Source organism: Novosphingopyxis baekryungensis DSM 16222 (assembly GCF_000420305.1).
Lineage (GTDB): Bacteria > Pseudomonadota > Alphaproteobacteria > Sphingomonadales > Sphingomonadaceae > Novosphingopyxis > Novosphingopyxis baekryungensis.
Genome location: NZ_ATUR01000004.1, coordinates 124,549 through 147,468, shown reverse-complemented (window position 1 = coordinate 147,468; position 22,920 = coordinate 124,549). Strand labels below are relative to the sequence as shown.

Below are 22,920 nucleotides of genomic sequence, written 5' to 3'. Positions count from 1 at the left end.
CCCTTCCCGCAGCAGGCCGGTTGACAGCGCCGCGCCGCTTGCCGCACGCCCGTCGCATCGAAAAGCGATCATCTTGGGAGAATTAGAGCATGGCAGGTCTGTGGTTCGAGGAACTGGAAGTTGGGCAGATATTCGATCATACGATGCGCCGCACGGTGACCGAGACGGACAATCTGCTGTTCACCACGCTGACGCATAATCCCGCCGCGCTGCATCTCGATGCCGAATATATGAAGGACAGCGATTATGGCCGGGTGCTGGTCAATTCCACCTTCACGCTGGGCCTGATGGTCGGCGTGTCGGTGGGGGATACCACGCTGGGCACCGCCATCGCCAATCTGGGCTGGGACGAGGTGCGCTTTCCCGCGCCGGTGTTCGTCGGCGATACGCTGACCATCCAGAGCGAAGTGGCCGATCTGCGCGAGAGCAAGTCGCGCCCCAAGGCCGGGATCGTCACCTTCATCCACCGCGCCTTCAATCAGGATGGCACGCTGGTCGGCAGCTGCAAGCGCAGCGGACTGCAACATAAGAAGCCAGCCGATGCACGTTAATCACGCGGCGGGCGCGGATCCTGCCGACAGCATCAGCTTCGACGATTTCCTGAAGGTCGACATTCGTGTCGGCACGATCGTGGAGGCCGAAGCCTTTCCCGAAGCGCGCAAGCCTGCCTTCAAGCTGCGCATCGATTTCGGCGCACCGATCGGTATCAAGCGCTCCAGCGCGCAGATTACCGAGCGGCACCGGCTGGAGGATCTGGTCGGTACGCAGGTGCTGGCGATCGTCAATTTTCCGCCGCGCCAGATCGGCCCGGTCAGGAGCGAGGTGCTGACGCTCGGCGTGCCGGACGAGAACGGCCATGTCGTGCTGCTACGCCCTGATCAGGGCGTGCCGGACGGCGGGCGGCTGTTCTGAAGCCGCCCGCGCGCGCCGCACCGGCCGCCGGCGGCGTGATTGGCCGCCGCCAAGTGGCAGGTCGCATGGCGTTTACCGAATGGAAAGTAGCGCGCGATAGACGCGGGGCGTCATGACTACGCAGACTAGAATTATCGCTTCATCATCCAGCAGAGATGCTGCCGCCCTCAAAAACACAAAAGATCCGGCGTTCGAATTCATCGTTCAGCGGGCGGCACGGATGTTTTCCGCGCCGATCGCGCTGATTTCCATCCTCGATGATCGGCGGCAGTGGTTCAAGGCGAAGGTCGGCCTGATGCCGGACGAGACGCCGCTGGCGATGTCCTTTTGCACGCATGCGGTGCAGCGGGACGGTCTGTTCAAGGTGGACGATACGCATCTGGATGCGCGTTTCGTCAACAACCCTCTGGTGACGGGACAGCCGGGCATCCGCTTTTATGCCGGCCTGCCGCTGCGCCTTCCGAATGGCATGCGCCGGGGCACCCTGTGCGTGATCGATCAGAAGCCGCGGTTCGATTTTGGCGATAACCATAGCCGGCAGCTATCCGCACTGGTCGACGACACGGTGCGATTGATGGAGCAACGCAAGATCGAAGCGCAGCGGCTCGATCGGTAAGGGCCGGCTGCATTGATTCTCGCATGAGCAGAGCCTAATGTGATGTTTCAGGGCGGCCCGATGTGGCCGCCCCTGTTTTTACATGAAAGGCCGTCCCCCATGTCCATCACTCCGCTTATGCCCGTCTATCCGCGTTGCGATGTGCGTCCGGTGGAGGGCGATGGCTGCCATCTGATTACCGAGGATGGCCGGCGGCTGCTGGACTTTGCCAGCGGCATCGCGGTCAATTCGCTGGGCCATAGCCATCCGGCGCTGATCGAAGCGATCCAGAGCCAGGCGGCCAAGCTGATGCATGTGTCCAACATGTATGGCAGCCCGCAGGGCGAGCGGCTGGCGCAGATGATCGTGGACACGACCTTTGCCGATACGGTGTTCTTCACCAATTCCGGGGCCGAGGCGGTGGAATGCGCGATCAAGACCGCGCGCGCCTATCATCAGCGCGAGGGCGGCGATCCCAAGCGCACCGAGATCATCACCTTTTCCATGGCCTTCCACGGCCGCACCATGGCCACCATCAGCGCCTCCAATCAGGATAAGATGCACAAGGGCTTTCTGCCATTGCTGCCGGGCTTCAAATATGTGGAGTTTGACGATCTGGAAGCGGCGCGCGCTGCCGTTGGCCCGCACACCGCCGGCTTCCTGGTCGAACCGATCCAGGGCGAAGGCGGTATCCGCCCGGCCAGCCAGGAATTCCTGACCGGCCTGCGCGACATCTGCGACGAGCAGGATCTGATGCTGGTGCTGGACGAGGTGCAATGCGGCGTGGGGCGCACCGGCAAGCTCTACGCGCATGAGCTGTATGATGTGCAGCCGGACATCTTGGCGACCGCCAAGGGCATTGCCGGCGGCTTTCCACTGGGCGCCTGCCTCGCCACCGAAAAGGGCGCGCAGGGCATGGGTTTTGGCAGCCACGGCTCCACCTATGGCGGCAATCCGCTGGCCATGGCGGCGGGCGAGGCCGTGTGGAAGATCATTTCGGACGAGGCGTTTCTGGCCGATGTTACGGCCAGGGGCGAGCGGCTGCGCGGCGCGCTGGAACAGTTTATCGGCAATCACTCCGATCTGTTCGAGCTGGTGCGCGGCAAGGGACTGATGCTCGGCCTGAAAATGAAGGTCGAGAGCCGGCCCTTCTACGAACATCTGCGCGATCATCACGATCTGATGACGGTGGCCGCGGCGGACAACACGATCCGCGTGCTGCCGCCGCTGGTGATCGAGGATGCGCATATCGACGAGTTCATGCAGAAGCTCAGCGCCGGTGCGGCAAGCTACAAGGTGCCGGAAGCGGCTTGAGGGCAGGCCGTGCACGCCGTCCTACCGCTCGGAACGAGCGGCAGGGGCGGCGTATATGCATCGATCACAATCTAGCAGGGGGAACGATATGACGCGCCATTTCCTGAATCTCTCCGATGCCGGCGGCGATGCCATTGCCGCCATGCTGGCCGATGCGATCGACCGCAAGGCGCTGCGCAAGGGCTGGCCGAAGGGAAAGCCGGACGCCGACCGTCCGCTGGATGGCCATGTGCTGGCGATGATCTTCGAAAAGAGCAGCACGCGCACCCGCTTCAGCTTTGAAATGGCGATGCGGCAGCTGGGCGGCAGCGCCATCGTGGCCGATGCCGGATCGATGCAACTGGGCCGCGGCGAAACGGTGGCCGACACCGCGCAGGTGCTCAGCCGCTATGTCGATGCCATCATGCTGCGCACCGACGGGCATGACAATGTGGAGGAGATGGCGCGCCACGCCAGCGTGCCGGTGATCAATGCGCTCACCGATCTGTCGCATCCCTGCCAGATCGTCGCGGATTTGCTGACCATCGTGGAGCATGGCAAGGCGCTGCCCGGCCTGCAGCTGGCCTGGCTGGGCGATGGCAATAATGTGCTGAATTCCATTGTCGAGGCGGCGGGCCTGATGCAGTTCGATGTGCGCATCGGCTGCCCGGAGGGCTATGATCCGGACGAGGGCTTTATCGGCCGCGCCCGCCAAGGCGGCGCAAAGATCAGCATCCACCGGGACGCAGCCGAGGCGGCGGCGGGCGCGGATATCATTGTGGCCGACACGTGGATTTCCATGGGGCAGGAGGGCGGCGAGGCGAAGATGGCCGATATGAGCCCCTATCAGGTCGATGCCGCATTGATGGGTCAGGCCAAACCGGACGCGCTGTTCCTGCATTGCCTGCCCGCGCATCGCGGTGAGGAGGTGACGCCCGCCGTTATCGATGGTCCGCAATCGGTGATATTCGACGAGGCGGAAAACCGGCTGCATGCGCAAAAATCGATCCTGCGCTGGGTTTTCGGCCAGCTCTGACTATCTATGGGCGATGACTGACCAGAACACTCCCCAGAACAGCCCCCAATCCGAAACCTTTTCCGACCGGCCCTTGCGCTTCTCCATTCCGGGGCGCAGCGCGCGGGGCCGTGCCGTGCGGATCGAGGACAGCCTGGCCGATATCCTGTCCGCCCATGTCTATCCCCCCGCCGTGGAGGCATTGCTGACCGAAGCGGTCACGCTGACCGCGCTGCTCGGATCGCTGCTGAAGGATGTCGGCGGCGAGCTGACCATGCAGGCCAATCAGGGCCAGGGCGCGGTGACGCTGCTGGTGTGCGATTATCGCGACGGAGAGCTGCGCGGCTATGCCCAATATGACGAGGCCAAGGTGGCCGAGCTGCCGCCCGAGCCATCGCTGTTCGGGCTGTTCGGCCAGGGCTATCTGGCGATCACGTTCGATCGGCGCACGCAGAACAAGGATGAACCGGGCGGGCGCTATCAGGGCATCGTCCCGCTGGAAGGCGCCTCGCTGGCGGAGGCGTGCGAATATTATTTCGCGCAGTCCGAGCAGATCCCGACGCTGATCCGCACCGCGCGCGGCGTGGTCGACGGGCGGCCCGTGGCGGGCGGATTTCTGATCCAGCATCTGGCCGAGGGCGAGGAGGGGCGCGAGCGTCTGCACGTGCGGCTCGACCATCCGGAATGGGAGCATCTGCGCGCGCTGGCCGAGACGGTGAAGCCGGAGGAGCTGGGCCATCCGGGTCTGCCGCTGGAAGAGCTGGTGTGGCGCCTGTTCCATGAGGAACAGGAAGTGCGGATCGAACAGGGCACGATGCTGCGCAAGGGTTGCCGCTGTGATCCCGACCATATCCGCTCGGTCATCGGGCGTTTCCCCGCCGAGGAACGGCGCGCCATGGCCGACGATGACGGTGCGATCAAGGTGGATTGCGAATTTTGCAGCCGCCAGTTCCCGATCTCTCTGGTAAGCCTGGAAAACTGAACGGCGATGTCGCTGCCGGCATGACGTGCCGGCAGACTCGCTTTTTGATCGATTTCGGCCTATGCTGGCAACGGCGGGTCATGGAATCATGCGGATGACCATTATGAAAAAACCAACCACCATCATGCTCGGCCTGACGACGGCCGTCATACTGTCCGGCGCGGCGATGGCCGCCTCGCCCGTCTTTTCCCTGAAGACGCTGGAAAAGGGCGCGTGGACCTTGCGCGACAAGGACCATGACATGAAAACGGTCGGCAGGATCTGCCTTGGCAATCCACAAGCGCTTGTCCATGCACGGCACCGGGGCAAGTCCTGCGATATTCGGCAGCTGCGGGCGGACGGGCGGATCGCTTCCTTCCGCTACAGCTGCAACGGTGTGCGCGGGAACACGAGCATCCGGCGCGAAACCGATCGGCTGGTGCAGATCCGAAGCCAGGGGCTGGACCATAACGAGCCGTTCGCATTCGACTATGAAGCGCGGCAGACCGGCCCGTGCTGACGGCGACCGGATACCGCCTGAACGTTCGTTAAGCGTCTGTTTATGGGTGCGTGCTATAAGCATGTGACGTACCCGGTTCGGTACGCTTTCCTCCCTAGCTGGCTTTTGCGAGCCATAACTGGGCCGCTCCATCGGGGTGGCCCGTTTTTTATGCGGGTGGTTGCAGTGCGGATGCGGGAGGCTTAGCTCCCGCGGAATGAGCGAACATGGAAAAAAAGCGGTGGTCCTCCTGTCCGGTGGACTGGATTCGATGGTGGCAGGCGGTATCGCACGCGAGCAGGGGTTCGATATCCTCGCCCTGACGATCGACTATAATCAACGCCACCGGGTCGAGCTGGAAAGCGCCGCACGCATTGCAAAGGAGTTGGGGGCATTGCGCCATGTGGTGCTGCCGCTCGATCTAACCCAATTCGGTGGATCGGCGCTCACGGCGGATATCGATGTGCCCAAGGATGGCGCGGGCACGCGGGAGGATGGCGGCGTCCCGATTACCTATGTGCCGGCGCGCAACACCATCTTTTTGTCGCTGTGCCTGGGCTGGGCCGAGGCGGCGGGCGCGCGCGACATGGTGATCGGCGTCAATGCGCTGGATTATTCGGGCTATCCCGATTGCCGCCCGGAATTTATCGACGCCTTTCAGAAACTGGCGCTGCTCGGCACCAAGGCGGGAGACGCCAAGGAGAGCTTCGAGGTGCGCGCGCCGCTGCAATATATGACCAAGGCCAGGATTGCGGCAGAGGCCATGCGGCTGGGGCTCGACCCGGCGATGAGCTGGAGCTGCTATGACCCCACGGCGGACGGCAAGCATTGCGGCGAATGCGACAGCTGCCGCCTGCGCCATGGCGGATTTGTCGAGGCCGGGATCGCGGACCCCACCGTCTATGCCGTCACCCCGGACGTGGCATGACACGGATCGTGCGCCCATGAGCTATGCCGTCAAGGAGATATTCCCGACCTTGCAGGGTGAAGGCGCGCAGGCCGGGCGGCGCGCGGTGTTCCTGCGCTTTGCCGGCTGCAATCTGTGGACCGGGCGGGAGCAGGACCGCGCCACCGCCATCTGCCAGTTTTGCGACACGGACTTTGTCGGCATGAATGGCGAAAATGGAGCGCGCTACCGCACCGCCGATGCGCTGGCCGACAAGGTGGCCGCGCTATGGGGCGCGGGGACCGAGCGGCGCTATGTCGTGATGACGGGCGGGGAGCCCATGCTGCAGGTGGACGACGCGCTGATCGACGCGCTGCATGCGCGCGGGTTCGAGATCGCGATCGAGAGCAACGGGACATTGCCGGTACCGCGCAGCATCGACTGGATCTGCATCAGCCCCAAGGCCGGGTCGGACACGGTGCAGCGATCGGGCGACGAGCTGAAACTGGTCTGGCCACAGGCGGGGTCGGACTGGCGGGCGATGGAGGACTGGGCGTTCACCCATTTGCTGATCCAGCCGATGGACAGCGCCGCAGCGGACGCCAACCGGCTGGAGGCGATGCGCTTCGTGGAAGGCCATCCGCGCTGGCGGCTGAGCCTGCAGACCCACAAGATGCTGGGCATTCCCTGACACTCGGCGGCGGCGTGCCTGCCTTGGGTGCCCAAGAAAAAGGCTGCCGAAGCAGCCTGTTCTGATCGGATGAACTACGCCTCAGTTGATCGTGCGTTGGAGGCCGCGGGCCATACTGTCCAGCGGCGCCGGCTTGTTGAACAGCGGCACGTCCGCCAGCTCGCGGGGCAGATGCGCGCGTTCCAGATGCCCGCTGTGAAATATGAACGGAATGCCCAGCTTTCGCAGCAGCATGGCCGCCGGAAACACATCCTTGCCCGCCAGGTCGACGTCCAGAATAGCCGCGTCGATCGTCTGCGCGCCGCCAATGCAATCCATGCATTCCTTCAGCGACATGCACGGGCCGATCACGTCCATTCCGCGCTCACGAAGGCCCTCGACCATGTCCAGGGCTATCAGGGCTTCATCTTCGGCCACCATGACGGTAAAGTTCTTCATACATATTAAAGAGATTACGCGTCGTCCGGTTCCCTGCTTACGCTGAACCGCAGCACGGCGCGCAGGCCGCTTTCCAGCCATTGCGCCTCATATTGGCCGCCAATCTGCCGCAGGCTCTGGGCCACCAGCTGACTGCCAAAGCCCTTGCTGTCTTCTGCCGGCGCGGCCACCGGCGGGCCGCCGCTTTCGCACCAGACCAGTTCCACATGGCTGCGGTCCGCATCGTCGGTGGCGGTCCAGCGAATGGAAATCTCGCCGCCCGCTTCGTTGGACCAGCCGCCATATTTGACGGCGTTGGTGGCCATTTCATGCAGGGCTAGGCCGATCGGCGTGGCCGCGCGGGGCACGAGCTGCACCTCCGGGCCTTCCACATTCTTGCGCAGCGCGGCCGAGGCATAGGGAGCCAGCACATCTTCCGCCAGAGAACGCAGACTGACGGCGCGGCCACCATCCTGATCGATGGTCAGCTGATGCGCGCGGGCCAGGGCGTTGACGCGCTGGCGCATCTTGTCACCGGCCACCGTGGCATCGCTTTCGCGCCGGGCGGTCATGCTGATGATCGCCATCACCACGGCAAACAGGTTCTTCACGCGGTGGTTCAGCTCGCGGCTGATCAACTCCACCTGCTCCTTGGCCTCGGTCACCTCGGTCAGTTCGATTTCGGTCTTCAGAAGGCGGGTGTTGCGCCACAGCAGATAGGCGATCAGCAGCAGCAAAAGCAGCAGGACCACCAGCACGAGCAGCACCTGCTGTCCGCCGATCTGCTCATAATCGCGCGCATCGTCCAGGCTGCGCGCCTGCCGGTTATATTCATAGGCCTCGTAGCGATCGATCAGCGCGCGCAGCCGGTCCATGCGCGCCTTGCCCGCGCCGGAGCGGACATCCTCGATAGCGGCGGCGCGCTGCCCCCGGCGGGCCAGGCTCACGCTCTCGGCGGCATCGGAATAATGGGCGCGCACCAGCCGGTCGATCTCCATCAGCCAGCCTTCCTGCGGGCCTTCCATATTGCCATAGGCATAGGTCTTCAGTTCATCGAGCAGCTGCACCTCACGCTCGGCAGCCTCCTTCATCGGCGTCAGCAGGCTGCGCTGGCCGGTCAGAAGATAGCCGCGCTGCCCGGTCTCGATATCCACCGCCAGCGCGCGCACCTTTTCCAGCCGCGCGATCACGCCGGTGGTATACTGGCTGGCCTCGCGTGCCTCCCGCTCGCTGTCGATCGCGCCGATGATGGCGATGCCGCCGGATAGTAGGATCAGAATCGCCAGCGCCACGGCGGCGGGCAGCAAGGTGGTGCCGTAGCCATGCTGGCGTTCCGGGCTCAGCAATTCCTGCCAGATGGATTTGAGGCGTTCGATCATGATCGGCAGCCGTTTACGCCCTTGTCCTGCCGCCGACAAGCGAGCGAACGGCAGGACGGGTGCCTGCGACGGCGCGGCGATTGACCGGCGGCAGGGCGCTGCTTACATCGCCCGGTCTATGCTGAACGAGAAACAGGCGCTGGAACGCGCAATATTGCTGGTTTCCGCCGCGCGCGACGCCGGTGCCGATGCCGCCGACGCGATTTACGCCGGCGGCGCGGCGACGGAAATCGCCGTGCGTCTGGGCAAGCTGGAAGATGCCGGACGGTCGGAGGGCGAGGAGATCGGTCTGCGGCTGTTCGTCGGCAAACGCTCCGCCAGCGTTTCGAGCAGCGCGCTGGCGCCCGAATTGCTGCGCGAGCTGGCCGAGCGGGCGGTGGCGATGGCCAAAGCTGCGCCAGAAGATCCCTATGCCGGGCTGGCCCCGGAGGAGCGGCTGGCGCGCGGGCCGTTCGGCGATTTCGATCTGGACGATCTGGGCGAGGATGGCGGCGCGGCCGCAGACCCGCAGGCGCTGCGCGAAGCCGCGCTGGCGGCAGAAGATGCCGCGCGCGCCGTACCCGGCGTGACCAACAGCGAAGGCGGCGGGGCCAGCGTGGGCCGCTCCATCGTCGCGCTGGCCACCAGCACCGGGTTCGGCGGCGTCTATGCGCGCTCCAGCCACAGCCTCTCGGCCAGCGTGCTGGCGGGCGAGGGCGCGGCCAAGGAGCGCGACTATGCCTATCGCACCGCGCGCCATGCCGCCGATCTGCCCAGCCCCGAAGAGATCGGGCGCAAGGCGGGCGAGCGGGCGGTGGCGCGGCTTGATCCGGTGAAATTGCAGGGCGGCGCGATGCCCGTCCTTCTCGATCCGCGCGTGGGCGGGTCGCTCGTCGGCCATCTGCTCGGCGCGATCTCCGGCCCGTCGGTGGCCCGGCGCGCCAGTTTCCTGATGGATATGCTGGGGGAAGCGCTGTTCGACAGCGGCGTGACGATCGTGGACGATCCGCACCGCATGCGCGGCCTCGCCTCCAAGGCGTTCGATGGAGAGGGCCTGCCGACGGCGCCGTCCAGACTGATCGACAAGGGTGTGCTCACCCACTGGCTGCTCAATACGGCATCGGCGCGGCAATTGGGGTTGGCGCCGAACGGCCATGCCACGCGCGGCGTCGGCGGATCGCCCGGTGTGGGCGCCACCAATGTGCACATGGAAGCGGGCACACAGAGCCCCGCCGCGCTGATGGCCGGCATCGAGCGCGGCGTCTATCTGACCGAACTGATCGGCCAGGGCGTGAACGGCGTGACGGGCGATTACAGCCGCGGCGCGGGTGGTTTCCTGATCGAGGACGGGCAGATCACCCGGCCGGTGAGCGAGATTACCGTGGCGGGCAATCTGAAGGACATGTTCGCGGGGCTGACCCCTGCCGACGATCTGGCGTTCACCCGCGCGCTCAACGTGCCCACGCTGCGCATCGACGGCATGACGGTTGCGGCGTGAACGGTGATGCCATCATCGCTGCCGCGCGCGACGGCGGTGCTCTGGCGATGGAACGCTGGCGCGAAGGGCAGCAGCCGGACTGCAAGGTGTGGGAGAAAAAGCCCGGCCATCCGGTATGCGACATCGATCTGGCAGTGGACGATCTGCTGAAGGAACGGCTTTGCGCGATCCTGCCCGAGGCGGGGTGGTTGAGCGAGGAAACCGAGGACAATAGCGATCGTATCCGGCGCGACTGGACCTGGCTGGTCGATCCGGTGGACGGCACGCGCGATTTCATTCGCGGGCGCAAGGGCTGGGCGGTGTCGATCGCCCTGATGAAAGGCGGCCGTCCGGTCTTCTCGGTGATCTATGCGCCGGTGGGCGACCGCTGTTTCACCGCCCGGCACGGCGAGGGCGCATGGCTGAACGGCGCCGCCATCCATGCGAGCACCCGCGCGAACATCACCGGCGCGCGCGTGCCGAGCGACGGGCTGGCCAAGGCCGACCGGGACCTGTCGATGGTGCCCAAGCCCAACAGCATTGCGCTGCGCATCTGCATGGTGGCGAGCAATGCGGCCGATCTGGTCGCCACGCTGCGCTGGGGCAATGAATGGGATGTCGCGGCGGCCAATCTGATCGCCGCCGAAGCGGGCGCCACGGTGAGCGACGCGCTGGGCGATCCCATTCGTTATAACAAGGCGAGCCCCAAGGATTTTGGCCTGATCGTCTGCGCGCCGGGCATTCACGGCGCGGTGGTGGAGCGGTTGGCACCCAAAGCGGCGGAGATTCTATCGGGGGATTGAGGGGGCCTCCGTGGCAACGCCACGCCGGTCCGCTCGCGCACCCTATCCCCGCGGCATCATCGCGCGGTCCCACAGCCCATCGCGGCTGGCTTGTTCCGGCGTGCCGCGCGCCTGCTTTGCCGCCCGTGCCACCCAGCGCAATTTATCGGCCTTGCTCGTGAACACCCGGTGATCCCAGGCATGGGCACCCCGGCGGCGCACTTCACGGGCGATATCGCCATAGATGCCGGCCGCCGCCAGCACCGCCCAGCGGCTGCGATAGGGCAGGCGCGCCGCGCCGACGCGCGCCGAGGCCTCGTAGCGCTCCGACGCATCGGCCAGCCGTCTGGCCATCGTGACCAGCGCGGGACGGAAGGGCGGCTTCATATGCTGGCCGGGCGGAATGTCGAACTCGGCCAGCCACTCCATCGGCAAATAGCAGCGTCCGGCGGCATCATCCTCCTCGATATCGCGCGCGATATTGGCAAGCTGAAAGGCCAGGCCCAGGTCCGTGGCGCGGTCCAGCGTCTCGTCATCTTCCGGGTCCACGCCCATGATGATGGCCATCATGCAGCCCACCGCGCCCGCGACATGATAGCAATAGCGGTACAGATCCTGCTCGCTGCGCGGTCGCCATTCCTCGGCATCCAGCGCAAACCCGGCAATCAGATCATCGGCATAGCGGCGCGGAATGCCGCATTCGCGTGCGACCAGCCCGAAGCCGTCGAACGCGGGATCGCCGGTAGGCACGCCGCTCCATGCCGCTTCGGTCATGCCGGTAAGATAGTTCAGCCGATCCGCCGCATCGTCGATCACGCTCATGCCGCCACCATGATCCTGCCCATCGGCCAGATCGTCGCATTTGCGGCACCAGGCATAGAGCAGCCAGGCGCGCTCACGCGTGGGCTTGTCGAACAGCTTGGACGCCACGGCAAAGCTGCGCGAGCCCTTGGCGATGCTGTCGCGCGCATGGGCGACGAGGGCAGGGCGGTCGAACTCAGCCATGACACAGGACGTCATTGCGAGGCCGCGAGGCCGAAGCAATCCAGGGCTTGCGCAGCGCTGCATCCGCTCTGGATTGCCGCGTCGCCTTCGGCTCCTCGCAATGACGGAATTCGTTCACAAATCATCCGCCTTCATCTGGAAGATGGTGCGATGCGGTTCGTAAGCGGCAAGCTTGTCGACCAGCGCGCCGATCTCCTCGGCCTGCACCATGATGCCGGCATGCTGGGCGCGGATGAAGCCGGTGTCGATCATGCGGCGGTTGAACGCGATCAGTTCGTCATAGAAGCCGCCGACATTGAGCAGGCCGACGGGTTTGTCATGATAGCCCAGCTGCGCCCAGCTGATCGCTTCCCACAGCTCATCCATGGTGCCGACGCCGCCGGGCAGGGTGACGAAACCGTCGCTGAGATCGGTGAAGGCCTGCTTGCGCGCGTGCATGCCTGGCACGATGGTCAGCTCCGTGCAGCCGCGATGCGCCACTTCGCTGCCGACCAGTGCCTCGGGAATGATGCCGATCACCTCGCCGCCTGCGTCCAGCGCGGCATCGGCCACCGCGCCCATCAGGCCCAGCCGTCCGCCGCCATAGACCACGCGAATGCCCCGCTCCGCCAGCGCGCGCCCGACCTGGCGGGCGGTATCGATATAGATGGGATCGGAAGGGGTGGCGGAGCCGCAATAGACGGCCAGGCTTTTCAGTTCTCTTGGCAAATTCTTCTCTCCGTTCGCCCTGAGCCTGTCGAAGGGTCGTCCTTCCTTTTGATCAAGGTCGGCCTCAGGACAGGACCATGGCGTTCTGGACCTATATGCTCCATTGCCATGGTGGCCAATATTACACCGGGGATACCGGCGATTTGGAAAACCGCATGGCCCAGCACCATGCCGGTTCGATCCCCGGTTTCACGGCGGACCGCCTACCGGTAAAGCTGGTTTGGGCGCAAGACTTCCCGACGCGATATGAAGCGCTTTCGATGGAACGGCGCATCAAGGGCTGGAGCCGCGCCAAGAAAAAGGCGCTGATTCGCGGCGACTGGAAGGAGATAAGCCGGTTGGCCAAGTCCAGAGGGAAGGACGAGGCTTCGACAGGCTCAGCCCGAACGGATGAAGGCCCGGTGCCTGTTAAACGCTAAACCAGCATGTCTTCCAGCATCAGCCCTGCGGTGGCTTTGGCGCTGCCGACCACGCCGGGGATGCCTGCGCCCGGATGCGTGCCGGCACCGACGAAATACAGATTGCCGATCTGGTCGTCGCGGTTGTGGGCGCGGAAATAGGCGCTTTGCGTCAGCACCGGTTCCAGGCTGAACGCGCTGCCGAGATGCGCGGAGAGATCGCGCGCGAAATACGGCGGCGCATAATGGAACTTGGTCACGATCCGCTCATGAATATCGGGGATCAGGCGGCGGCCGACTTCGTCCAGCACGCGCTTTTCAAGGAGCGGCCCGGCCTCGTCCCAATCGATCGGCAGTTTGCCCATATGGGCAACCGGCACCAGCGCGTAGAAGGTGGAGCAGCCCTCCGGCGCCATCGACGGATCGGTGACGGTGGGGTGGTGCAGATAGATCGAGAAATCCTGCGGCAGCACGCCGTGATCGTAGATGTCCTTGAGCAGCCCGTCATAGCGCGGGCCGAACAGGATCATGTGGTGCGGAATGCCCGGCCAGCGGCCTTCGATGCCGAAATGCACGACGAACAGCGACGGCGAATATTTCTTCTTCGCCAGCTTCTTGGCCGCCTTCTGCCCGCGCGGGGATTTGCCCAGCAGATCCTTGTAGCTGTGCACGATGTCCGCATTGCTCGCCACCGCATCGGCATCGCCATGCCAGCCGCTCTTGGTGGTCACGCCCGTCGCGCGGTCGCCCATCGTCTCGATATGCTCGACCGGGTCGCCCAGCCGCATGGTGCCGCCGATCCGCTCGAAATGCGCGGCCATCCCGGCGATCAGCCGGTTGGTGCCGCCCATCGCGAACCAGACGCCGCCGTCTTTTTCCAGCTTGTGGATCAGCGCATAGATGGCGCTGGTGGTCATGGGATTGCCGCCGACGAGCAGCGTATGGAAGCTCAGCGCCTCGCGCAGCTTCTCGTTCTTCACGAACTTGCTGACCATGGAATAGACCGAGCGCCAGGCCTGATATTTCATCAGTGCCGGCGCGGCCTTGATCATGCTGGGGAAATCGAGAAACGCCTTGTGGCCCAGCTTCACATAGCCTTCCTCGAACACGCCTGCGCTATAGTCCAGGAACTTGGCATAGCCTGCCACATCGTCCGGGTTCAGCTTGGCGATTTCCGCGTTCAGCTTGGCCTCGTCATTCGAATAATCGAAATTGGTGCCGTCCACCCAGTTGAGGCGATAGAAGGGGAATACCGGCTCCAGCGTCACGTCGCGCGCCATGTCCGCGCCGGTGAGCGACCAGAGTTCCTTCAGGCAATCGGGATCGGTGATCACGGTGGGGCCGGCATCGAAGACGAAACCCTCGCGCTCCCAATAATAGCCCCGGCCACCCGGCTTGTCCCGCGCCTCGACCAGCGTGGTCTGGATACCGGCGGACTGCAGGCGAATGGCGAGTGCCAGACCGCCGAATCCTGCGCCGATCACGATCGCGGTCTTGCCGGTGGGGGCGGGGCGGGCCTGCGCGCCGAACAGATCGGGCTCGCGCGGATCCTGGGCGCCTGCCCGTGGAGCTATCGTCGTCGCCATACCTATTTACCCAAAATTGCCCGCAGAGCCCGTGATATGGGTATGGGCGGCTTGCCGGACAATATGCGGATTTTGTCGGCTGCGGTGCTTTGGCCGGCGTAGAAGCGGGTGATGAGCTCGGGGCTCAGACGGTAGAAGCGTTCGAACAGGCGATAGCGCTCCTTGGGCTGCGCACCCAGAAACAGCATTTTGCCGAGCAGGCGGTAGAAGCCGCCATCGCGCCAGTGCTCGCCCGCCAGCTTGCGGCTGAAATGATGCAGCGCATCGCCGGAAAAATCGTCCAGCTCGGCAATGGCCATGGCGGTGCGCACGGCATCGGGCAGCGAATAGCTGGTCATGGGGTGGAACAGGGCCGCCCGCGCGCCGGCTTTGGCGGTGCGCTCTCCGCCAGCCTTCCAATAATCCGCCAGATTGCCGCCATGAACCACCGGCAGAACGCCCGTTTCTTCGCGCAGCGTGCGGCTGATGGTCCAGCCCTGCGCATCGACATATTCGCCGATCCGCTGCGCGATCCGCCGCCGGTCCAGATCCGGCTTGTCGCTGTAATAGGTGTCTTCCACGAACATGGAGGTGGGGGTGAAGGGCAGGCAATAGACGAAGCGATAGCCATCTTTCTGCTCTACCGTAGCGTCCATGATGATGGGGTGGGTCAGCCCATGGGGCTGTTCCAGCTCGACCAGCTGGCCGACGAATTTCTGCCAGCCGCAATCCAGCGCCTGCGTATCGGCGGGGCCGCGGCAATCGATCACGCCGCCAGCGCGGATGCGGCCATGCCCCTTCAGCGCGATGGCGGTGGGGGTGGCGGAGGCCACCTCCACACCGGTCACGCGCATCCGCTCCGGCAATTGTTCGCGGATCACCTGATCGAAGCGGTCGCTCTCGATCGAATAATAGATATCGGGCAGCGTGCGGTTATGGCCCGGAAAGCGCACCTCGTGCCCGCTCCAGCCATGGGTCACCAGCGGCGCGGTCAGCCAGCGATGCTCGGGCGCGACATCGGTGCTGAAATAGCTCCAGATATGGTTGCCGCCAAAGGTCTCGCCGCTTTCGATCAGCAGCAGCTCCAGCTCCGGGCGCTGCCGGCGCAGCGCAAGCGCGATCAGGCCGCCGGCCAGGCCGCCGCCGATAATGGCCAGATCGCAGGTGCGTTTCTCAAGCATGCGGACGGCTTAGACCAGCATGACAGACTTGTGAATCCCGCCTGTTGCTTATCTGCACGCGTTGTCCACCGATAAGCCACGATTTTTGCTCGGCTATTGAAGCGGCAAGCGCGGTCAGGGGCAAGCCGCGCACAAAAATCATGACCCGTTCAGATCGATCGCGTAAGGAGAGCCGCAATGACGACGCTGATCCTCTCCCTGATCGCCTCCACGCTGGCGATGACGCTGATCGTGGGCCTGCGCTATCTGGCCACCAGCGGCGCTTTCGCCTGGCTGACCCAGCGTGTGCGGCCCGGTCTTTACCATGGCATGCGCCCGCAAATGGGGCGGGAGGTGCGCTGGTCGCTCTATAGCGCGGCCATCTATGGCATCCCGGCAGGCGTGGTGATGTGGGGCTGGCAGGAACGCGGATGGACCGCGATCTATGGCGATGTGACAGCCTATCCGCTCTGGTATCTGCCGCTGTCGCTGTTCGTCTATCTGTTCGCGCATGACACATGGTTTTACTGGACGCATCGCTGGATGCATCAGCCCAAATGGTTCCGGATCGCCCATGCCGTGCATCATGACAGCCGCCCGCCGACCGCCTGGGCGGCGATGAGCTTCCACCCGATCGAGGCGCTCACCGGCGCGGTGGTGATCCCGGCGCTGGTGTTCCTGGTGCCGATCCATGTCGCGGTGCTGGGTCTGGTGCTGGGCATCATGACCTTGATGGGCGTGACCAACCATATGGGCTGGGAAATGTTTCCGCGCTGGTGGACCGAGGGGCCGCTGGGCCGCTGGACCATCACCGCCAGCCATCACCAGCGCCATCATGAGCGGTACAACTGCAATTACGGCCTCTATTTCCGCTTCTGGGACCGGGTCTGCGGCACCGACAAGGGCCTGGGCGCCTTCCGGAAGTCTGCGGCATGATCGCGCGATTGGCCCTGGGCGCTGCGCTGCTGGCGTTCGCCACTGGCGCGGCGCCGGTCACGACAGCGGGCGATGACGCGCTGGAGCTCAGCTTTACCAATCTGCGGTCCGCCAAGGGCAATCTGCTGATCTGCATCACCGCAGACCCGGCCTTTTTCCCCGATTGCTCGAACGATCCGGACAAGCGTTTCCTGACCGTATCTGCCAGACGGCCCAGCCTGACCGTGAAGGGCCTCACCCAGCCGCGCTATGCGGTGTCCGCCCATCATGACGAGAATGCGAACGACCGGCTCGATACCTTTGCCGGCATTCCGAAGGAGGGCATCGGTTTTTCCCGCAATCCGCGCGTCACCTTCGGCCCGCCCGGTTTCGATCGGGTGGCATTGACCATCGCGTCCGCGCCGCATGCGCAGACGGTCCGCATGCAATATTTCCTCTGATCTGCGTGCGCGGGGCAGGCGCGGCCCGAACAGAGCGCGCAGGTGGAAGTTGCCCAAAAGCCGCACCTGCGTGACGATCGTGCACCCGGCGCGTCGGCCAATCGCAACCAATCGCCCTATCGGCTATTGTCCGCCCGACATTTCAATCAGGATTCCGATCATTATGCGCTTGCCCCTTCTTCTTGCCGGCCTGGCCGCTGCCGCCCTCTCCGTACCTGCAGCCGCCCAGACGGCAAGCGCATCGCCCTCCGATATTCCGGCGGTGGAGGACACGGTCTATGGCGGCGACTGGGTGACCATCGGCGCAGGCCTTGCCGTCAGCCCAAGCTATGAAGGCTCGGACGATTATGTGTTCTTCCCCGTGCCCGCCGCGGCCGGCAGCATCGGCGGCATCAATTTCCAGCCCAAGGGCACCGGCATCGGCGCGGATCTGATCAACGATCCCAGCGATGCCAAGATCGGCTTCGTGCTCGGCCCCGTCGCGCGCGTGCGCCTGAACCGCACACGCCAGATCAAGGACGATGTGATAAAGCGGCTCGGCGAGCTGGACACCGCGATCGAGCTGGGCGGCCAGGCCGGCATCCAGTATAGCGGCGTCATCACGCCCTATGACACGCTGTCCGCCACCGTGGACGTGGTGTGGGACGTGGCCGGCGCGCACAAGGGCCGCATCATCACGCCAACGGTCAGTTTCCTGACCCCGGTCAGCCGCGGCGCGGCGGTCGTGCTCTCGGTCAGCGCCGATCATGTCGACGATAATTTCAACGACTATTATTTCTCGGTGAGCCCGGCTGGCTCCATCGCCAGCGGCCTGCCAAGCTATCAGGCAGAAGGCGGCTTCAAGAGCGCCGGCGTGAATGCGCTGTTCACCTATGATCTGAATGGCGACATCACCGACGGCGGCTTCGCGCTGTTCGCCCTGGCCGGCTATTCGCGCCTGTTCGGCGATGCCAAGAACAGCCCCATCACGAGCATCCGCGGCAGCGCAGACCAGTTCATCGGCGGCGTCGGCCTGGGTTATACGTTTTAAGATAAACGCCGGGGGGCCTTCAGTTCTCCCCGGCGCCGCTTTCCTCCTCACGCTTCATTTGGCGCTCCATCGCCGCGCGTTGCCGTTTGGCACTGAGTGATGGCGACGTGGCATAAAGCGCGCGCAGCATGGCAAGGTCACCGCTGGTAATCTCTTCGGGCCGTTTCTTATCCGGGAGCGCAAACAGTCCAAGGATACTGTCGGGTCGTTGGCTTCGCGTCGCCTCGTTTCGAACTTTTGCCAACGTTCGCATCGCCGCAAAATCTGCGAGCTGCTGGAGCGTGAGCCCTTCGATCGCGCCTACATCGATCACCACAAAGCTCAGGCTGAAATTCTGCCGCCCTTCCAAGCCAATTCGTGATGCTCGCATCTTAGTTTGTCCGGCGATATCAGCCGGCTGCCCATAGGAGTCGACGGCTTCCACCGCTTGCCAAGCCCAGCTTGGCCCGGTGTTGGCAAACAACGCATTGCGTTCGGCATGCGTCAGAGCGTCGAACATGCCAGGCACGGTTTTAAAAGCATAAGATAGAAAAGCCGGTGGATCGTCCGATACGATCACGATCAGATTGCCGGTGCATTTAGCCCCGCCTGTTTTCAGGCCCGCTTTCTTGGCATCCCGGCGGATACGCTGCTCAATTGTTGGTCCATAAGTGGTGGGAAAGCCCAAGGCGCGCGGGCAGATCGGTGCGGCAAAGCGGGCCATCTGGCCGTCGCGCGCTTCGGCCAGTACCGATTCCAGAAGATCGCGCAGCGAATTTTTGCTTTCGCCCTGCACGACGATGTCTTCATTCTGCGGGCCGGAAGCGCTTTGTTCCTTCGGCCCAGTATCTTGCGCTGCAGTCTGAGCCGCGGTGCCTATGAAAAACATTGCTGCCGCAGTTTGGACCATGATGGTTTTTAATCGGTTCATAAGGCCTCCCCGCCTTCTGATGGTGTCAAGCCGATTGGCCGTCCGAGCTTCTGTGGCGAGAAGGTGCATTCGATGACCATCGCCAAGCGCTCCGCTGGACTATCGCTACGACGCGCTCTATTGTCACCCCTTATCCCCGGGGAGCCGTGCGCGTGAACGCCGGTTGAGAGCGGAATAGCCCGCGACCCGTCGAACCTGATCCCGGTAATACGGGCGGAGGGAGGGAGCGGCGTGGGGCCCGAATGCCCCGTCCGCCCCCGCCATCCGACATGATATGGAGGCGGCCTTTTGCAGATGAACCAACAGATCACCGCCTGGAGCGCGATCTTCATCGGCCTTTATGCCGTGGCCGCCGGTTTTGGCGAATGGCGGCAGACGGGCGGCTGGGAACGGCTGCTGGACGAGCTGGAGGGCAGCCGCGCGCTGCAATATCTCACCGGGCTGCTCTGCATCACCATCGGCGCGCTGATCTATCTGGCCAATCCGATGTACGGGAATGACTGGCTGAGCTTCGTGCTCGGCATTCTTGGCGGGCTGACCGCGGTGGAGGGGCTGCTGCTGCTCGCTGTGCCGGACCGGGTGATCCCCTTCGCCTGGCGCCTGCTGGAAAAGGCCGGGCGTATCGGCCCGGGGGCCAGCGTGGCCATCGGCCTGGCGCTGTTTCTGGCCGGCGCGGTGCGCGTGTGATGCGCATCTTTACACTCATTCTGACTTTCTGATCGAAGGACCCAAGACCATGGCAGACATACCCGCAAAGACCGAAATCGGCGTCACCACCGGCGCCATTCGCGGATCGAAAAAGGTCCATGTCGCCGCCAAGTCCGGCAGCGGCATCAAGGTTGCGATGCGCGAGATCCATCTGGAGGGCGGCGAGGCCCCGGTGCGCGTGTACGACACGTCCGGTCCCTATACCGATGACAGCGCGATCATCGATATTCATGGCGGCCTGCCCCAGCTGCGGCGGGACTGGATCGAGGCGCGCGGCGATGTGGAATCCTATGATGGCCGCGAGCTGAAACCGGAAGACAATGGCCAGCTCGGCCCCGATCGCTCCGGCGGTGTGCCGCGCTTCCCCAAGGTGGTGAAGCGGCCCCTGCGGGCCAAGGCCGGGCAGAATGTCAGCCAGATGCACTATGCCCGCAAAGGCATCATCACGCCGGAAATGGAATATGTCGCCGAGCGCGAGAATCTGGGCCGGGAGCGCCTGAAGGAATATAAGCGTGACGGCGAAAGCTTCGGCGCGTCGATCCCCGATTATGTGACGCCCGAATTCGTGCGCGACGAAATCGCTCGTGGCCGCGCCATCATCCCCAACAATATCAACCATCCGGAGTCCGAGCCAATGGCGATCGGGCGTAATTTCCTGGTCAAGATCAACGCCAATATCGGCAACAGCGCGGTCGCATCGGACGTGGCGGCGGAAGTCGACAAGATGGTCTGGTCGATCCGCTGGGGCGCGGACACGGTGATGGACCTCTCCACCGGCCGGAATATCCACGACACGCGCGAATGGATCATCCGCAACAGCCCCGTGCCGATCGGCACCGTGCCGATCTATCAGGCGCTGGAAAAGGTCGGTGGCGTGGCCGAGGATCTGACCTGGGAGGTGTTCCGCGACACGCTGATCGAGCAGGCCGAGCAGGGTGTGGACTATTTTACCATCCATGCCGGGGTGCGCCTGCCCTATGTGCCCATGGCGGCCAAGCGCATGACCGGCATCGTCAGCCGCGGCGGATCGATCATGGCCAAATGGTGCCTCTCCCACCACAAGGAGAGCTTCCTCTATGAGCGGTTCGACGAGATCACCGAGATCATGAAGGCCTATGACATCGCCTATTCGCTGGGCGATGGCCTGCGCCCCGGATCGATCTACGACGCGAACGACGAAGCGCAGTTCGCCGAGCTGTATACGCTGGGCGAGCTGACCAAGCGCGCCTGGGAACAGGATGTGCAGGTGATGATCGAGGGCCCCGGCCATGTGCCGATGCACAAGATCAAGGAGAATATGGAAAAGCAGCTGGAAAGCTGCGGCGAAGCCCCGTTCTACACGCTCGGGCCGCTCACCACCGATATCGCGCCGGGATATGACCATATCACCAGCGGCATCGGCGCAGCGCAGATCGGCTGGTATGGCACGGCGATGCTCTGCTACGTCACGCCCAAGGAGCATCTCGGCCTGCCGGACCGCGACGATGTGAAGGTGGGTGTGGTCACCTATAAACTCGCCGCCCATGCCGCCGATCTGGCGAAAGGCCACCCGGCTGCGCAGGTGCGCGACGATGCGTTGAGCAAAGCCCGGTTCGAATTCCGTTGGCGCGACCAGTTCAACCTCTCGCTCGACCCGGACACCGCCGAGCAGTTCCACGACCAGACGCTACCGGCAGAAGGCGCCAAGACGGCGCATTTCTGCTCGATGTGCGGTCCGAAATTCTGTTCGATGAAGATCAGCCAGGAAGTGCGCGATTTCGCGGCGAAGCAGAACAGCGACAGCTATCTGGCCGCCGAGGACCTGAAAGGCGAAAACAGCCCTGCCGAGCGTGATGCGAACGAGGAAGGCATGGAAGAGATGAGCAAGCTCTACAAAGCCAAGGGCGAGCATCTCTATCTGCCCGAAGACGAGGTGGAAGCCGCGTCGAAGGATTGATCACGCGAAGCTGCAAAGGCGAGAAGACAAAGAAAAGGCGGTGCCATAAGGCGCCGCCTTTTTCGTTGCCCGATGCAGTCTGCTGGTCGGGCCCGTTCGAAGGCGTGGGGACAGGAAACAGACTGCCGAGCGTAACCGGGCTGACTGAAGGCGCTCAACAAATTGGGGCCTCCTTCCCTGAAATATACAAAAATCTGACGGACTTGTCTTGGACATCTTGGCGCAGCAGCTACTGTATCTGAGCGAACATGCACGCCTGCTTTTGTCAGCAGTGGAAGGCAGTCGCTTCCATTGCGGCAGCGGAGTCGAACGTTCGAACTTGACTGTCTAAAGTGGCACGCAGCGATCCGTGGGGCTGCGAAGACTTGACTCTTAAGCAAAAGTTAACCATTGATGAATCGATTTCTCGAGTTCGGAGTTCACGCCAAGTCACATAATAGGGGATTTGATATGACGAGCCTGGTGAAAAAAACGGCAGCCATGGGCGCGGCGGCGCTGATGTTTGCGGTTCCCAGCGCAGCGAATGCGGCTGAATTTGTTATCGACGTTAACAACGTGCCGAGTGTTGATGGCTTGTTTGAGCCTGGCAACGCGCTTTTTTCGTACGATATCGGCGCAGGCGCGCAGGTAACGAACGTGGCCTGGAATTTGTCGCTCACTACCTTCGGCCTTAGTTGGCTTTCAGAAGCGCAGCTTGGCCTTTACAGCACGGCCCTCGACGGCGTCATTCTGACCTGGGGTCCGGGTGACGATTTCGCGGGAAGTTCGAGCTATGCGGGCTCCCTCGATCTGGTTGGGGAAGGACTGGACTTTTTCGCCGGCAGTGACGGTCTGGTATTTGCGGAGTTTTTCGAAGACTTCGACGATGACCCTGGTTTTGCTGATGCCATTTATACGGGTGGTACGGTTACAGTAACGTACGAGCCGGCAATCGCCGGTGCGGTTCCTGAGCCGGCGACTTGGGCCCTGATGCTTCTGGGCTTCGGTTTCGTTGGCGGCGCGATGCGTCAGCGCAAACGTCAGAATGTTTCGGTCAGCTACGCCTGAGCCCAGTCTTCTTTGCGGATGACAATGTCCGTTATATCATGGAGGCCTCGTCACGAAAGTGGCGGGGCTTCGCTGTTTCCGGGCTCGCCTTTCCAGACCGCATGACCGCGCCCTGGCACGCCTGCGATAGCCGATAGCCCGCCCTGCTTCGGCGGCGCGATCGACAAAGCCGTGGACGCGCCGCTTTCTGT

Annotated in this window: 25 protein-coding genes and 1 riboswitch; of the genes, 18 read left to right on the top strand and 7 right to left on the bottom strand. The window is 63.8% G+C overall.

What is annotated here, in order from left to right:
• Positions 1 to 89: 89 nt before the first annotated feature.
• The 9 genes from G410_RS0107580 (at position 90) to queE (ending at position 6,852) form a co-directional block, all read left to right on the top strand.
• On the top strand, positions 90 to 551 hold the full coding sequence (locus tag G410_RS0107580; RefSeq protein WP_022673051.1) for a MaoC family dehydratase: 462 nt from the start codon (positions 90 to 92) through the stop codon (positions 549 to 551).
• The gene (locus tag G410_RS0107575) at positions 541 to 912 is read left to right on the top strand and encodes a tRNA-binding protein (RefSeq protein ID WP_022673050.1); all 372 of its coding nucleotides are present in this window, start codon (positions 541 to 543) and stop codon (positions 910 to 912) included. Before G410_RS0107580 ends, G410_RS0107575 begins: the two co-directional genes overlap by 11 nt.
• A gap of 112 nt (positions 913 to 1,024) precedes the next feature.
• Positions 1,025 to 1,528, top strand: coding sequence for a GAF domain-containing protein (locus G410_RS16025; protein WP_022673049.1), 504 nt, complete (start codon positions 1,025 to 1,027; stop codon positions 1,526 to 1,528).
• 99 nt (positions 1,529 to 1,627) lie between these two features.
• Positions 1,628 to 2,821: an aspartate aminotransferase family protein gene (locus G410_RS0107565; RefSeq protein WP_028971202.1), complete on the top strand. Its 1,194-nt coding sequence runs from the start codon at positions 1,628 to 1,630 to the stop codon at positions 2,819 to 2,821.
• Positions 2,822 to 2,909: 88 nt separating this feature from the next.
• Positions 2,910 to 3,836: an ornithine carbamoyltransferase gene (argF, locus tag G410_RS0107560; protein WP_022673047.1), complete on the top strand. Its 927-nt coding sequence runs from the start codon at positions 2,910 to 2,912 to the stop codon at positions 3,834 to 3,836.
• Positions 3,837 to 3,849: 13 nt separating this feature from the next.
• Positions 3,850 to 4,797: an Hsp33 family molecular chaperone HslO gene (gene hslO, locus G410_RS0107555; protein ID WP_028971201.1), complete on the top strand. Its 948-nt coding sequence runs from the start codon at positions 3,850 to 3,852 to the stop codon at positions 4,795 to 4,797.
• Positions 4,798 to 4,900: 103 nt separating this feature from the next.
• Positions 4,901 to 5,296 carry a hypothetical protein gene (locus tag G410_RS16020; RefSeq protein ID WP_156851896.1) on the top strand — a complete coding sequence of 132 codons (396 nt, stop codon included), beginning with the start codon at positions 4,901 to 4,903 and terminating at the stop codon, positions 5,294 to 5,296.
• Between the two features lie 196 nt (positions 5,297 to 5,492).
• Entirely contained in the window at positions 5,493 to 6,203 is a 711-nt protein-coding gene (queC, locus tag G410_RS0107545) for a 7-cyano-7-deazaguanine synthase QueC (protein ID WP_022673045.1), read from the top strand.
• Between the two features lie 16 nt (positions 6,204 to 6,219).
• A complete protein-coding gene (gene queE, locus G410_RS0107540; protein WP_022673044.1) occupies positions 6,220 to 6,852 on the top strand; it encodes a 7-carboxy-7-deazaguanine synthase in 633 nt (210 codons plus the stop codon).
• 81 nt (positions 6,853 to 6,933) lie between these two features.
• On the opposite strand, the gene G410_RS16015 is transcribed toward queE, so the two are convergent.
• Both G410_RS16015 and G410_RS17370 read right to left on the bottom strand, forming a co-directional pair.
• Positions 6,934 to 7,290, bottom strand: a complete 357-nt coding sequence (locus tag G410_RS16015) for a response regulator (protein WP_022673043.1) — start codon at positions 7,288 to 7,290, stop codon at positions 6,934 to 6,936.
• A gap of 14 nt (positions 7,291 to 7,304) precedes the next feature.
• Positions 7,305 to 8,648, bottom strand: coding sequence for a sensor histidine kinase (locus G410_RS17370; RefSeq protein ID WP_022673042.1), 1,344 nt, complete (start codon positions 8,646 to 8,648; stop codon positions 7,305 to 7,307).
• Between the two features lie 118 nt (positions 8,649 to 8,766).
• Between G410_RS17370 and G410_RS0107525 the strand changes: the two genes are divergently transcribed.
• On the top strand, positions 8,767 to 10,125 hold the full coding sequence (locus G410_RS0107525) for a TldD/PmbA family protein (protein ID WP_022673041.1): 1,359 nt from the start codon (positions 8,767 to 8,769) through the stop codon (positions 10,123 to 10,125).
• Positions 10,122 to 10,907, top strand: a complete 786-nt coding sequence (locus G410_RS0107520) for a 3'(2'),5'-bisphosphate nucleotidase CysQ (RefSeq protein WP_022673040.1) — start codon at positions 10,122 to 10,124, stop codon at positions 10,905 to 10,907. Before G410_RS0107525 ends, G410_RS0107520 begins: the two co-directional genes overlap by 4 nt.
• Positions 10,908 to 10,949: 42 nt before the next feature.
• On the opposite strand, the gene G410_RS0107515 is transcribed toward G410_RS0107520, so the two are convergent.
• Together G410_RS0107515 and G410_RS0107510 are read right to left on the bottom strand one after the other, a co-directional pair.
• Complete coding sequence (locus tag G410_RS0107515) at positions 10,950 to 11,891, bottom strand: phytoene/squalene synthase family protein (RefSeq protein ID WP_156851894.1); 942 nt, start codon at positions 11,889 to 11,891, stop codon at positions 10,950 to 10,952.
• A 114-nt stretch (positions 11,892 to 12,005) separates the two neighbouring features.
• Entirely contained in the window at positions 12,006 to 12,587 is a 582-nt protein-coding gene (locus G410_RS0107510) for an LOG family protein (protein WP_028971199.1), read from the bottom strand.
• Between the two features lie 89 nt (positions 12,588 to 12,676).
• Between G410_RS0107510 and G410_RS0107505 the strand changes: the two genes are divergently transcribed.
• Positions 12,677 to 13,018, top strand: a complete 342-nt coding sequence (locus G410_RS0107505; RefSeq protein WP_022673037.1) for a GIY-YIG nuclease family protein — start codon at positions 12,677 to 12,679, stop codon at positions 13,016 to 13,018.
• On the opposite strand, the gene G410_RS0107500 is transcribed toward G410_RS0107505, so the two are convergent.
• Together G410_RS0107500 and crtY are read right to left on the bottom strand one after the other, a co-directional pair.
• Positions 13,015 to 14,583 carry a phytoene desaturase gene (locus G410_RS0107500; RefSeq protein ID WP_022673036.1) on the bottom strand — a complete coding sequence of 523 codons (1,569 nt, stop codon included), beginning with the start codon at positions 14,581 to 14,583 and terminating at the stop codon, positions 13,015 to 13,017. The two genes, G410_RS0107505 and G410_RS0107500, sit on opposite strands and share 4 nt — an antisense overlap.
• Positions 14,584 to 14,585: 2 nt before the next feature.
• Positions 14,586 to 15,743, bottom strand: coding sequence for a lycopene beta-cyclase CrtY (gene crtY / locus G410_RS0107495; RefSeq protein ID WP_022673035.1), 1,158 nt, complete (start codon positions 15,741 to 15,743; stop codon positions 14,586 to 14,588).
• Between the two features lie 177 nt (positions 15,744 to 15,920).
• Here crtY and G410_RS0107490 point away from each other — a divergent pair, with 177 nt between their 5' ends.
• From G410_RS0107490 to G410_RS0107480, 3 genes are all read left to right on the top strand, one after another.
• Positions 15,921 to 16,658 carry a sterol desaturase family protein gene (locus tag G410_RS0107490; protein ID WP_022673034.1) on the top strand — a complete coding sequence of 246 codons (738 nt, stop codon included), beginning with the start codon at positions 15,921 to 15,923 and terminating at the stop codon, positions 16,656 to 16,658.
• Positions 16,655 to 17,098 carry a DUF2141 domain-containing protein gene (locus G410_RS0107485; RefSeq protein ID WP_022673033.1) on the top strand — a complete coding sequence of 148 codons (444 nt, stop codon included), beginning with the start codon at positions 16,655 to 16,657 and terminating at the stop codon, positions 17,096 to 17,098. The genes G410_RS0107490 and G410_RS0107485 overlap by 4 nt, the downstream gene beginning before the upstream one ends.
• A 163-nt stretch (positions 17,099 to 17,261) precedes the next feature.
• Positions 17,262 to 18,128 carry a MipA/OmpV family protein gene (locus G410_RS0107480; protein ID WP_028971195.1) on the top strand — a complete coding sequence of 289 codons (867 nt, stop codon included), beginning with the start codon at positions 17,262 to 17,264 and terminating at the stop codon, positions 18,126 to 18,128.
• A 19-nt stretch (positions 18,129 to 18,147) separates the two neighbouring features.
• Here the strand turns inward: G410_RS0107480 and G410_RS0107475 are convergent, their stop codons facing one another.
• Positions 18,148 to 19,038, bottom strand: a complete 891-nt coding sequence (locus G410_RS0107475) for a hypothetical protein (protein WP_156851893.1) — start codon at positions 19,036 to 19,038, stop codon at positions 18,148 to 18,150.
• A gap of 127 nt (positions 19,039 to 19,165) precedes the next feature.
• Positions 19,166 to 19,277: riboswitch (TPP riboswitch) on the top strand.
• Positions 19,278 to 19,332: 55 nt separating this feature from the next.
• On the opposite strand from G410_RS0107475, the gene G410_RS0107470 reads away from it, so the two are divergent.
• The 3 genes from G410_RS0107470 (at position 19,333) to G410_RS18290 (ending at position 22,729) form a co-directional block, all read left to right on the top strand.
• On the top strand, positions 19,333 to 19,725 hold the full coding sequence (locus G410_RS0107470) for a hypothetical protein (RefSeq protein WP_022673030.1): 393 nt from the start codon (positions 19,333 to 19,335) through the stop codon (positions 19,723 to 19,725).
• A gap of 49 nt (positions 19,726 to 19,774) precedes the next feature.
• Positions 19,775 to 21,682, top strand: a complete 1,908-nt coding sequence (thiC, locus tag G410_RS0107465) for a phosphomethylpyrimidine synthase ThiC (RefSeq protein ID WP_022673029.1) — start codon at positions 19,775 to 19,777, stop codon at positions 21,680 to 21,682.
• A gap of 450 nt (positions 21,683 to 22,132) precedes the next feature.
• Complete coding sequence (locus G410_RS18290) at positions 22,133 to 22,729, top strand: PEPxxWA-CTERM sorting domain-containing protein (protein ID WP_051137239.1); 597 nt, start codon at positions 22,133 to 22,135, stop codon at positions 22,727 to 22,729.
• The last annotated feature ends 191 nt before the right edge of the window (positions 22,730 to 22,920 follow it).

Bases quoted from the DNA above. Each gene is read 5' to 3' on its own strand.
- G410_RS0107475 (WP_156851893.1), bottom strand. From the start codon at position 19,038: ATGAACCGATTAAAAACCATCATGGTCCAAACTGCGGCAGCAATGTTT.
- G410_RS18290 (WP_051137239.1), top strand. From the start codon at position 22,133: ATGACGAGCCTGGTGAAAAAAACGGCAGCCATGGGCGCGGCGGCGCTG.
- G410_RS0107515 (WP_156851894.1), bottom strand. From the start codon at position 11,891: ATGGCTGAGTTCGACCGCCCTGCCCTCGTCGCCCATGCGCGCGACAGC.
- G410_RS0107485 (WP_022673033.1), top strand. From the start codon at position 16,655: ATGATCGCGCGATTGGCCCTGGGCGCTGCGCTGCTGGCGTTCGCCACT.
- crtY (WP_022673035.1), bottom strand. From the start codon at position 15,743: ATGCTTGAGAAACGCACCTGCGATCTGGCCATTATCGGCGGCGGCCTG.
- G410_RS16015 (WP_022673043.1), bottom strand. From the start codon at position 7,290: ATGAAGAACTTTACCGTCATGGTGGCCGAAGATGAAGCCCTGATAGCC.
- argF (WP_022673047.1), top strand. From the start codon at position 2,910: ATGACGCGCCATTTCCTGAATCTCTCCGATGCCGGCGGCGATGCCATT.
- G410_RS17370 (WP_022673042.1), bottom strand. From the start codon at position 8,648: ATGATCGAACGCCTCAAATCCATCTGGCAGGAATTGCTGAGCCCGGAA.
- G410_RS0107580 (WP_022673051.1), top strand. From the start codon at position 90: ATGGCAGGTCTGTGGTTCGAGGAACTGGAAGTTGGGCAGATATTCGAT.
- G410_RS0107490 (WP_022673034.1), top strand. From the start codon at position 15,921: ATGACGACGCTGATCCTCTCCCTGATCGCCTCCACGCTGGCGATGACG.
- thiC (WP_022673029.1), top strand. From the start codon at position 19,775: ATGGCAGACATACCCGCAAAGACCGAAATCGGCGTCACCACCGGCGCC.
- G410_RS0107565 (WP_028971202.1), top strand. From the start codon at position 1,628: ATGTCCATCACTCCGCTTATGCCCGTCTATCCGCGTTGCGATGTGCGT.
- G410_RS0107470 (WP_022673030.1), top strand. From the start codon at position 19,333: ATGAACCAACAGATCACCGCCTGGAGCGCGATCTTCATCGGCCTTTAT.
- G410_RS0107505 (WP_022673037.1), top strand. From the start codon at position 12,677: ATGGCGTTCTGGACCTATATGCTCCATTGCCATGGTGGCCAATATTAC.
- queC (WP_022673045.1), top strand. From the start codon at position 5,493: ATGAGCGAACATGGAAAAAAAGCGGTGGTCCTCCTGTCCGGTGGACTG.
- queE (WP_022673044.1), top strand. From the start codon at position 6,220: ATGAGCTATGCCGTCAAGGAGATATTCCCGACCTTGCAGGGTGAAGGC.
- G410_RS0107575 (WP_022673050.1), top strand. From the start codon at position 541: ATGCACGTTAATCACGCGGCGGGCGCGGATCCTGCCGACAGCATCAGC.
- G410_RS16025 (WP_022673049.1), top strand. From the start codon at position 1,025: ATGACTACGCAGACTAGAATTATCGCTTCATCATCCAGCAGAGATGCT.
- G410_RS16020 (WP_156851896.1), top strand. From the start codon at position 4,901: ATGAAAAAACCAACCACCATCATGCTCGGCCTGACGACGGCCGTCATA.
- G410_RS0107525 (WP_022673041.1), top strand. From the start codon at position 8,767: ATGCTGAACGAGAAACAGGCGCTGGAACGCGCAATATTGCTGGTTTCC.
- G410_RS0107480 (WP_028971195.1), top strand. From the start codon at position 17,262: ATGCGCTTGCCCCTTCTTCTTGCCGGCCTGGCCGCTGCCGCCCTCTCC.
- hslO (WP_028971201.1), top strand. From the start codon at position 3,850: ATGACTGACCAGAACACTCCCCAGAACAGCCCCCAATCCGAAACCTTT.
- G410_RS0107500 (WP_022673036.1), bottom strand. From the start codon at position 14,583: ATGGCGACGACGATAGCTCCACGGGCAGGCGCCCAGGATCCGCGCGAG.